Here is a 9,110-nt window from a genome sequence, read left to right as displayed (position 1 = left end):
GGCGGCACCGGCCGGTGCGCGGGGACCGCCTCGCCGCCGTACGGGCGCGCCGGTTCACCGCCGGCGCCCGATTCGATCGCGGCAGGGCCCGATTCGATCGCGGCGGGGCCCCGGGAGGCCGGCAGCCCCGGGTGCGGCTCCGGGTCGGCGGCGGGCGGCACGTAGGGACCGGTGGGCCCGGACTCGACGGCGGGGCCGCCGTACCCGCCCTCGTCCGGCTCCCCGTCGTCGGGGCGCGGCACCGTGCTGTAGCCGCACAGCGCCTCCTCGGCCGCCCCGGCCGCGAGACCGGTCAGGACGACCCGCCCGTCGTCGCAGACGAGCACCGTGCGCACGGTGATGTTGCGGTGGGTCCAGCCGTGGGCGTGCAGGACGCGCAGCGCCGTCAGCACGTCGGAGCCGATCTCGGCGGCCCGGTACGGGTTGAGCGGGCGCTCGGCGAGCAGGGCGGCCAGCGGGCGGGAGGCGACCAGTTCGCTCACTATCCAGAGCGAACCCGCCTCCGCGAACACGTCGAAGACCTGGTCGAGCCGTGGATGGTCGGGGACCTGGGCCGCCGCCTGGGCGGCCTCGATGGCGCGCCGCACGGCCGGCTCCGCGGGCCGCCTGGCCGCACGCCCGCCGTTGCGCGGCACGGGGGAGGTCCGGCCGTCGCCCTCGACGACCTCCGCGTCCACGACCTCGGGCAGCGGCACCTGCCGGACCAGGACCTCCTGCCCGCTGTAGGTGTCGAAGGCCCGGGTCTCGACCAGTTCGTACGCGTCGGACGGGGGCAGCGGAAGGCGGTAGCGGTCGGCAAGTACCCGACCCGCGTAGTCGTCCACGACGCCTCCCCAGAGCGCGCTGTCCCCCGGTCACGCAGACCGCACCGAATCCGTCAATCCCAGTCAGTTGCGGTGCAATTGACTGCCCGTTTCGGCTGCGTACGGTCTACGGCATCTCACCATACGTGTCCTGCGGCGGCCGCGCGGCCGGGTCGGCGCAACCCGGCCCGGCGGCCGTCCCCCGAAGACCGCCGGTGGCCCGCGCCGGGCCGCCTCAGTCGACCGGCTCGAACGATCCGAACGCCGTCTTGCGCAGCGTCCGGCACTCCTTGCCGTCCCACTCGTCCGCCTTGCAGCTGATCATGATCGCGTAGCCGTGCTTCCCGTCGGCCTTGAAGCCGCGGTTCAGCACCCGGACGCGCTGACCGTGCTGCGTACGCTCGAACTGCCAGTCGGCGACGGTCGGGTAGCCCTTGTACTGCACCTTCTGTATGCCGAGGTGGTGGTAGTTCGAGCTGGTGGCGGCGACCCCGCTCCGGGCGGCGTTCCAGGCGGCCGCCGCGTCACCGCCGGGCGAGCCGGTGTAGTCGACCTGGAGGCGGGGAAAGCCGCCGTCGGCGTTGTAGATGGCGCCCGCGCCCTGGCCGGACGTGGTGTCGAAGCGGAAGTCCTTGGGCATCGCAATGGCGAAGTGGAACTGCTTGTTGGTCACCGTGTGGTAGCCGGCGGGCAGGGCGTCGGAGTCCTTGTCGCCCTTCGCGCCGTCGTCGGCGTCGTCCTTCGCCCCCTTGTCCGCGTCCTCGTCCTCGCCCCGGCCGTCCCCGCCGTCCTTGCCGGCCTCCTGCTCCTTGCCGCTGCCGCCCTGTTCCGCCTCGGCCGACCCGAAGGAGCCGGCGGCGCTCGGGGTCCCGGCGGGCGCGGACGCGCCGGGCTTCTTCGCGCCGGATTCGTCGGCGGACTCGTCGCCGCCGCCGAGCGTGAGCGCGAGGACCGTGCCGAGGACGGCGAGCACGATGACGGCCGCGATGATCGCCAGGGTGCGGCGCGGCACCACGTCGGTGAGGGACGCCCGGGGCGCGGTGACCGGCGAGGAGGCCGGGCGCTGCGGCGGTACGGCCCCCGAGGGCGAGGCGGCGCCGGGGGCCGGGGTGGGCCGGACCGGGACGGGCGGTGCGACGACGGGGGCCGCCGCACCGGCGGCGGGCGTCGACTTGGCGTTGCGCACGGAGCGCAGCGCGCCGCGCAGCCGGTCACGGGCGCCCTCGCCCGTCTCACCGGCCTTGGCCGCCCCGGCGTCGGCGACGCCCTTGGGCAGCGCCATGACCTGCGTGGCATCGGCCGGGGCCGGCACCGGGCGCTCCGGCTGGTCGAAGGAGCTGATCACGTCGTTGAGCAGGGCGCGCGCCCCCGCGTCGTCGAGCCGCTGCTCGGGGTCGCGGGCGAGCAGCCCGTAGATGACCTCCTCCAGCGGGCCCGCGTTCTTCGGCGGGTCGAGCGGTTCGGTCATCACGGCGGTCAGGGTCGCGATGGCGGAGCCCTTGTCGTACGGCGGGCAGCCCTCGACGCTCGCGTACAGCAGACCGCCCAGCGACCACAGGTCGGCGGGCGGGCCCGGCTTGTGGCCGCGTGCCCGCTCCGGCGAGATGTACGAGGGGGCTCCGACGAGCATGCCCGTGGAGGTGACGGACGGGTCGCCCTCGACCTGCGCGATGCCGAAGTCGGTGAGCACGACCCGGCCGTCCTCGGCGATCAGCACGTTGGACGGCTTCACGTCGCGGTGCAGGATGCCCTCGCGGTGCGCCGAGCGCAGCACGTCGAGGATGGCGAGGCCGACCTCGGCGGCACGTTTCGGCGTCAGGACACCGTCCTCGCGCACCGCCTCGGCCAGCGACTTGCCCTCGATGAGTTCCATGACGATCCACGGCCGGTCGTCCTCGTCGACCACGTCGTAGACCGTGACCGCGCCGTTGTTGCGGATGCGCGCGATCGCCTTGGCCTCGCGCAGCGTACGCGTGATCAGCCGGCGCTTCTCGTCCTCGTCGATGGCCGAGGGGAACCGCAGTTCCTTGACCGCCACCGTGCGGCCCAGCGTCTCGTCGACGGCACGCCAGACCGTGCCCATACCGCCCCGGCCGAGCACCTCCCCGAGCCGGTACCGCCCCGCGAGGAGACGTCCTTCCTTGTCCCGTTGGGGCTCCCGTGCCTGCTCCGCCTCCGACATGCGTCCCCTCTGCGATCAACCCGCCCTGGCAGAGCGTTCATTGTCCCTCACCCCGGGACCGGTCCTGGTGCCGGGTCCGGGCTCGGTCATGATGGGCCCCGCGGACCCGGCCGAGGAAGGGACGCCCCGTCATGCCGATGCTCAGGGCGCCACTCGTCGCCCTGGTGGTGCCGGCTCTGTGCGGCCCCGGGCGGGGGCCCCTGCCCAGCGAATCACACCTCACTCCCGCGGCCGCCCTCCTCCCCCGGTCCGCCGCCCGGGCGGGCACCCCCGACGCGGCACTCCTGGCGCACGACACCTCCTCCGCACCACGGGACACCTACCGTTCGACGGGCCCCGGCATCCGGTACGCGGACCGGTTCCGGGCAGGCAGCGTCACCAAGACCTTCGTCGCCGTCGTCGTCCTGCAACTCGCCGGAGAGAGAAGGCTGCGGCTCTCCGACCCGGTCGAACGCTTCCTGCCCGGTCTGATCCGGGGCCGCGGCAACGACGGCACCTCACCGACGTCACCGCCCTCGACCCGCGCACCGCGGGCGCGGCGGGCGAGCTGATCTCCACGCTGCCCGGTCTGAACCGCTTCTACGCGGCCCTGCCGGGCGGACGGCTGCTGAGGCCGGCTCAGCTGACCGCGCTGCTCGACACCTCGGCGGCGCACGGGCTCCACGGTCTCGGCGTCTTCCCGGAGCGCCTGTCGTGCGGGGTCACCGTCTGGGGCCACGACGGCCGCGTCACGGGCAGTCACGTCCGCACCGCCACCACCCGCGACGGCCGTCACACGCTGACCTACCGCTTCGACACGGACACCCTCGCCGAAGCGGACACGCTGGAACCGGCCCTCCCGGAAGCGGAGTTCTGCCCGGGCTGAGCCGACGCGGGCCGGGGCCGGGGTGCGGAGCCCCGACCGGGGTGCGGGGCCCGGCCCTTGCGCGGGGACCCGCCCCGGCCGGCCGGTCGTCAGAGCGGCACGATGTCCGGTGCGCCCAGCCGCGCCGCGTCCGCCGTCAGGTCGTCCGGCTGGCGCTGCGACTCGCGTTCCGCCTCCACGCGTTTCTCGTAGTGCGCGACCTCCCGGTCGATCTGGCCGGCGTCCCAGCCGAGGACCGGCGCCATCAGCTCGGCGCAGAGCCGGGCGGAGCGGGCTCCCCGGTCGAAGGTCTCTATGGAGATCCGGGTCCGCCGGGTGAGGACGTCGTCGAGGTGGCGGGCCCCCTCGTGCGAGGCGGCGTACACGATCTCGGCCTTCAGATAGTCGTCGGCGGCCGGCAGCGGTTCGCCCATCGCGGGGTCGGCGACGATCAGTTCGAGGATCTCCTCGGTCATCGAGCCGTACCGGTTCAGCAGATGCTCCACGCGGGCGACGTGGAGGCCGGTGCGGGCGGAGATCCTGGCGCGCGCGTTCCACAGGGCGCGGTAGCCCTCGGCGCCCAGCAGCGGGATGTCCTCCGTGACGCAGGCGGCGACCCGCTGGTCCAGCCCGTGCACCGCCTCGTCCACGGCGTCCTTGGCCATCACCCGGTACGTCGTGTACTTGCCGCCCGCGACGACGACGAGGCCGGGCACCGGATGGGCCACCGTGTGCTCGCGGGACAGCTTGCTGGTGGCGTCCGACTCGCCGGCCAGCAGGGGCCGCAGGCCCGCGTAGACGCCCTCGACGTCGTCCCTGGTCAGGGGCGTCGACAGGACCGAGTTCACATGTTCGAGCAGGTAGTCGATGTCGGCGCTGGAGGCGGCCGGGTGCGCCTTGTCCAGGTCCCAGTCGGTGTCCGTGGTGCCCACGATCCAGTGCCGGCCCCAGGGGATGACGAAGAGCACGGACTTCTCGGTGCGCAGGATCAGGCCGGTCGAGGAGTGGATGCGGTCCTTGGGGACGACCAGGTGGATGCCCTTGGAGGCCCGGACGTGGAACTGGCCGCGCTCGCCGATCAGCGACTGGGTGTCGTCCGTCCAGACACCGGTGGCGTTGACCACCTGTTTGGCCCTGACCTCGTACTCGCCGCCCGCCTCGACGTCCTCCACCCGGACGCCGACGACCCGCTCGCCCTCCCGGAGGAAGCCGACCACCTTGGCCCGGTTCGCCACCTGCGCGCCGTACCCGGCGGCGGTGCGCACCAGCGTCGCCACGTAGCGGGCGTCGTCCATCTGGGCGTCGTAGTACTGCAGGGCCCCCACCAGGGCGTCCCGCTTCAGGGCCGGGGCGACCCGCAGGGCCCGGCGGCGGGAGAGGTGCCGGTGCACGGGCAGGCCCCGGCCGTGCCCGGAGGAGATGGACATCGCGTCGTACAGCGCGACGCCGGAGCCCGCGTACAGCCGCTCCCAGCCCTTGTGCTGCAACGGGTAGAGGAAGGGCACCGGCTTCACCAGGTGCGGGGCGAGCCGTTCGAGGAGCAGCCCGCGCTCCTTCAGCGCCTCCCTGACCAGGGCGAAGTCCAGCATCTCCAGATAGCGCAGCCCGCCGTGGATCAGCTTGCTCGACCTGCTCGACGTGCCGGACGCCCAGTCGCGCGCCTCGACCAGGCCGGTCGAGAGCCCTCTCGTGACCGCGTCCAGCGCCGTCCCGGCGCCGACCACGCCCGCCCCCACGACCAGCACGTCCAATTCGCGCTCGGCCATCGCGGCAAGCGCCTCGGCGCGCTGCGCGGGTCCCAGTGTCGCTGTCCTCACTGCTGCCTCCCGGTAGATCGGGGTGGTCCGGCACGGAAAAGCCACCCCGACCGCGCGGTCGGTGCCCGTGCCCACAGATCGATTCTGTCCGCGCTCCGCGACTTCAGCCACCGCCTGTGGACAACACCCCGACGACAAGGGCCCCACCAATGCGACATATAGGTCATATTTACGCCTAGTCTGACATTGCGCTGTCCACAGCGGTTGCGCTTTCTGCCCTCATGGTCTTAGGGAAGGACGGGCCACCCACGTGCCTGCAGACCTCGCCGTCATCGGACTCGGTCACCTCGGCCTGCCCCTCGCCCAGGCCGCCGTCCACGCCGGTATCCAGACCATCGGCTACGACACCGACCCGCGCGCCTTCGCCGAGGTCGCCGCGGGCCGCACTCCGGTCGAGGGATCACTCTCCGCGTCCGAGATCCGCCGCATGCTCTCCGGTGGCTTCCGGCCCACCACCGACCAGGCCGAGCTGGGCCGGGTCCGTACCGCCGTGATCTGCGCGCCGACCCCGCTCGGCCCCGACCGCACCCTCGACCTGAGCGCCGTCGGCGCCGCCGCACGCGCCCTGGCCGCCCGGCTGCGCCCGCACACCACCGTGCTCCTCGAATCCGCCGTGCCCCCGGGCACCACGGAGAACTTCCTGCTCCCCCTCCTCGAAGAGGGCTCGGGGCTGCGCGGCGGGCGCGACTTCCACCTCGCCCACTCCCCCAGCCGGCTCGACCCCGGCAACCGCGCCCACGTCTACGCCAACACCCCGAAGGTCATCGGCGGCCTCACCCCCGCCTGCACCGAATCGGCCGCCGCCTTCTACGGCCGGCTCACCGACAAGGTCGTCCGCGCCCGGGGTCCGCGCGAGGCCGAGATGACGAAGGTCCTGGAGACCAACTTCCGGCACGTCAACATCGCCCTGGTCAACGAGATGGCGGTGCTCTGCCACGACCTCGGCGTCGACCTCTGGGACGTCATCCGGTGCGCCGAGACCAAACCCTTCGGCTTCCAGCCCTTCCGCCCCGGCCCCGGCGTCGGCGGCCACGGCGCGCCCGTCGACCCGGGCCACCTCCCGTACCACGCCCGCACCCCCGGCCCGCCGCTGCGGATGGTCTCGCTGGCCCAGGAGATCAACGACCGGATGCCGCAGTACGTGATCCAGCGCTGCGCCACCCTCCTCAACGAACACGGAAAGGCCGTCCGGGGCGCCCGGGTGCTCCTGCTCGGGGTCACCTACAAGCCCGACCTCGCCGACCAGGAGGCGTCCCCCGCCCGCGAGATCGCCACCCGGCTGATGGACATGGGCGCCCAGATCGGCTACCACGACCCGCACGTCCTGGACTGGCGCGTCCGCGAACTCCCCGTCCCCCGCGCCGATTCGCTCTACGAGGCCGCCGCCGGCGCGGACCTCACGGTGCTGCTCCAGCACCACCGTACGTACGACCTCCAGGGCCTCGCCGTGAAGGCGCAACTCCTCCTCGACACCCGCGGAGCGACCCCCGCCGGAGCCGCCCACCGGCTCTGATGACGTCCCCTCAGCCCAGTCCCCCCAAGGATTTCGGTGGGCCGTTGTCGGAACCGGCTGCTAGCCTGCGGCGTCACTCATCGCACACCAGTGCGTAGACGTCCCCAGGGCGGCAACCCGTTCGCCGGCCAGCAGCCCGGCGCCCCCTTCGGCGGCCCCGCCCCGTTCACCCCGGCCCCGCCGAAGCGCGACAATGTGGCGCTCGGCGTCGTCGTCGCGCTCGTCGCGGCCCTCGTCGCCGCCGGGATCTACGGTGCGATCATCGGCGCCACGAAGCACGAGATCGGCTACGCGGCCGTGGGTGTCGGTGCCATCGTCGGCTTCGCCGCCGGCAAGCTCGGTGGGCGCAACCCCGCCCTGCCCATCATCAGCGGCGCCTTCGCGCTGGTCGGTGTCTACCTCGGCCAGCTGCTCGGTGAGGCGATCATCATCAGCAAGCAGCTCCCGCTCTCGGTCACGGACATCTTCCTCGACCACTTCAGCGACCTGAACACGGTATGGAAGGAAGACTCCGACTTCCTGAGCTACGTCTTCTTCGCGATCGCCGCTGTGGTGGCGTTCTCCACGGCCCGCAAGACGGCCGACTAGTCCCGGGCCGCTCACCCGAGACACGCCCGGAGGGCCCGGACCGCGAGCGCGGTCCGGGCCCTCCGAGGTGTACGTACGGGAAGAACTCAGCGGCTGTGCTGCGAGTCCGCGACCGTCACCTCGACGCGCTGGAACTCCTTGAGGTCGCTGTAGCCCGTGGTGGCCATCGCCCGGCGCAGCGCGCCGAAGATGTTCATCGAGCCGTCGGGGGTGTGCGAAGGACCGGTCAGGACCTCCTCCGTCGTCCCGACCGAGCCGAGGTCGACCAGCTTGCCGCGCGGCACGTCCTCGTGGACGGCCTCCATGCCCCAGTGCCGGCCGCGGCCCGGCGCGTCCGTCGCGCGGGCGAGCGGGGAGCCCATCATCACGGCGTCCGCACCGCAGGCGATGGCCTTCGGCAGGTCGCCGGACCAGCCGACGCCGCCGTCCGCGATCACGTGCACGTACCGGCCGCCGGACTCGTCCATGTAGTCGCGGCGGGCACCGGCCACGTCGGCGACCGCGGTCGCCATCGGGACCTGGATGCCGAAGACGTTGCGCGTGGTGTGCGCGGCGCCGCCGCCGAAGCCGACGAGGACACCGGCCGCGCCCGTACGCATCAGGTGCAGGGCCGCGGTGTACGTGGCGCAGCCGCCGACGATCACCGGGACGTCCAGCTCGTAGATGAACTGCTTCAGGTTCAGCGGCTCGGCCGCGCCCGAGACGTGCTCGGCGGAGACCGTCGTGCCGCGGATGACGAAGATGTCCACGCCCGCGTCGACCACGGCCTTGGAGAACTGGGCGGTGCGCTGCGGGGAGAGCGCGGCGGCGGTGACGACACCGGAGTCGCGCACCTCCTTGATGCGCTGTCCGATCAGCTCCTCCTGGATGGGGGCGGAGTAGATCTCCTGGAGCCGGCGGGTCGCGGACTCGACGGGCATCTCGGCGATCTCGTCCAGCAGCGGCTGCGGGTCGGCGTGCCGGGTCCACAGCCCTTCCAGGTTGAGCACGCCGAGGCCGCCGAGCTCGCCGATGCGGATGGCGTGCTGCGGGGACACCACGGAGTCCATGGGGGCGGCCAGGAACGGCAGCTCGAAGCGGTAGGCGTCGATCTGCCAGGCGATCGAGACCTCCTTCGGGTCGCGGGTCCGGCGGCTCGGGACGACGGCGATGTCGTCGAATGCGTATGCCCGGCGGCCGCGCTTGCCGCGCCCGATCTCGATCTCAGTCACGATGATGTGGCCTTTCCCTCTGCGTCTGCGCTGTCGCGTTACTTCCTGCTGTAGTTCGGCGCCTCGACCGTCATCTGGATGTCGTGCGGGTGGCTCTCCTTGAGGCCCGCCGAGGTGATCCGCACGAAGCGGCCCTTGCTCTCCATCTCGTC

At 73.0% G+C, this 9,110-nt stretch carries 6 protein-coding genes and 1 pseudogene; 3 read left to right on the top strand and 4 right to left on the bottom strand.

Going from position 1 to position 9,110, the window contains the following annotated elements:
- A partial coding sequence (locus tag E6R18_RS33540) for a protein kinase (RefSeq protein ID WP_240799942.1) occupies positions 1-824 on the bottom strand: 824 nt, incomplete at its 3' end.
- A 214-nt stretch (positions 825-1,038) separates the two neighbouring features.
- The gene (locus E6R18_RS33535; RefSeq protein ID WP_136320641.1) at positions 1,039-2,985 is read right to left on the bottom strand and encodes a serine/threonine-protein kinase; all 1,947 of its coding nucleotides are present in this window, start codon (positions 2,983-2,985) and stop codon (positions 1,039-1,041) included.
- Positions 2,986-3,116: 131 nt separating this feature from the next.
- Here E6R18_RS33535 and E6R18_RS33530 point away from each other — a divergent pair.
- Positions 3,117-3,850 (top strand): annotated as a pseudogene (locus E6R18_RS33530) (serine hydrolase domain-containing protein).
- 89 nt (positions 3,851-3,939) lie between these two features.
- Here the strand turns inward: E6R18_RS33530 and E6R18_RS33525 are convergent.
- Positions 3,940-5,646: a glycerol-3-phosphate dehydrogenase/oxidase gene (locus E6R18_RS33525; protein ID WP_136320640.1), complete on the bottom strand. Its 1,707-nt coding sequence runs from the start codon at positions 5,644-5,646 to the stop codon at positions 3,940-3,942.
- A 250-nt stretch (positions 5,647-5,896) separates the two neighbouring features.
- On the opposite strand from E6R18_RS33525, the gene E6R18_RS33520 reads away from it, so the two are divergent.
- Positions 5,897-7,159 carry a nucleotide sugar dehydrogenase gene (locus tag E6R18_RS33520; protein WP_136320639.1) on the top strand — a complete coding sequence of 421 codons (1,263 nt, stop codon included), beginning with the start codon at positions 5,897-5,899 and terminating at the stop codon, positions 7,157-7,159.
- Between the two features lie 90 nt (positions 7,160-7,249).
- The gene (locus E6R18_RS33515) at positions 7,250-7,747 is read left to right on the top strand and encodes a hypothetical protein (RefSeq protein ID WP_240799941.1); all 498 of its coding nucleotides are present in this window, start codon (positions 7,250-7,252) and stop codon (positions 7,745-7,747) included.
- A gap of 86 nt (positions 7,748-7,833) precedes the next feature.
- Here the strand turns inward: E6R18_RS33515 and E6R18_RS33510 are convergent, their stop codons facing one another.
- Positions 7,834-8,958, bottom strand: a complete 1,125-nt coding sequence (locus E6R18_RS33510; protein ID WP_136320638.1) for a GuaB3 family IMP dehydrogenase-related protein — start codon at positions 8,956-8,958, stop codon at positions 7,834-7,836.
- Positions 8,959-9,110 lie beyond the last annotated feature (152 nt).

The sequence above is a fragment of the Streptomyces sp. A1277 genome (assembly GCF_004795015.1).
Lineage (GTDB): Bacteria > Actinomycetota > Actinomycetes > Streptomycetales > Streptomycetaceae > Streptomyces.
Note: the sequence above shows the minus strand (reverse complement) of the source record. Positions and strands in the feature narration are given on the sequence as shown.

What these genes read in the sequence shown, in the direction of transcription:
- E6R18_RS33535 (WP_136320641.1), bottom strand. Translation starts at nt 2,985, where the DNA reads ATGTCGGAGGCGGAGCAGGCACGGGAGCCCCAACGGGACAAGGAAGGA.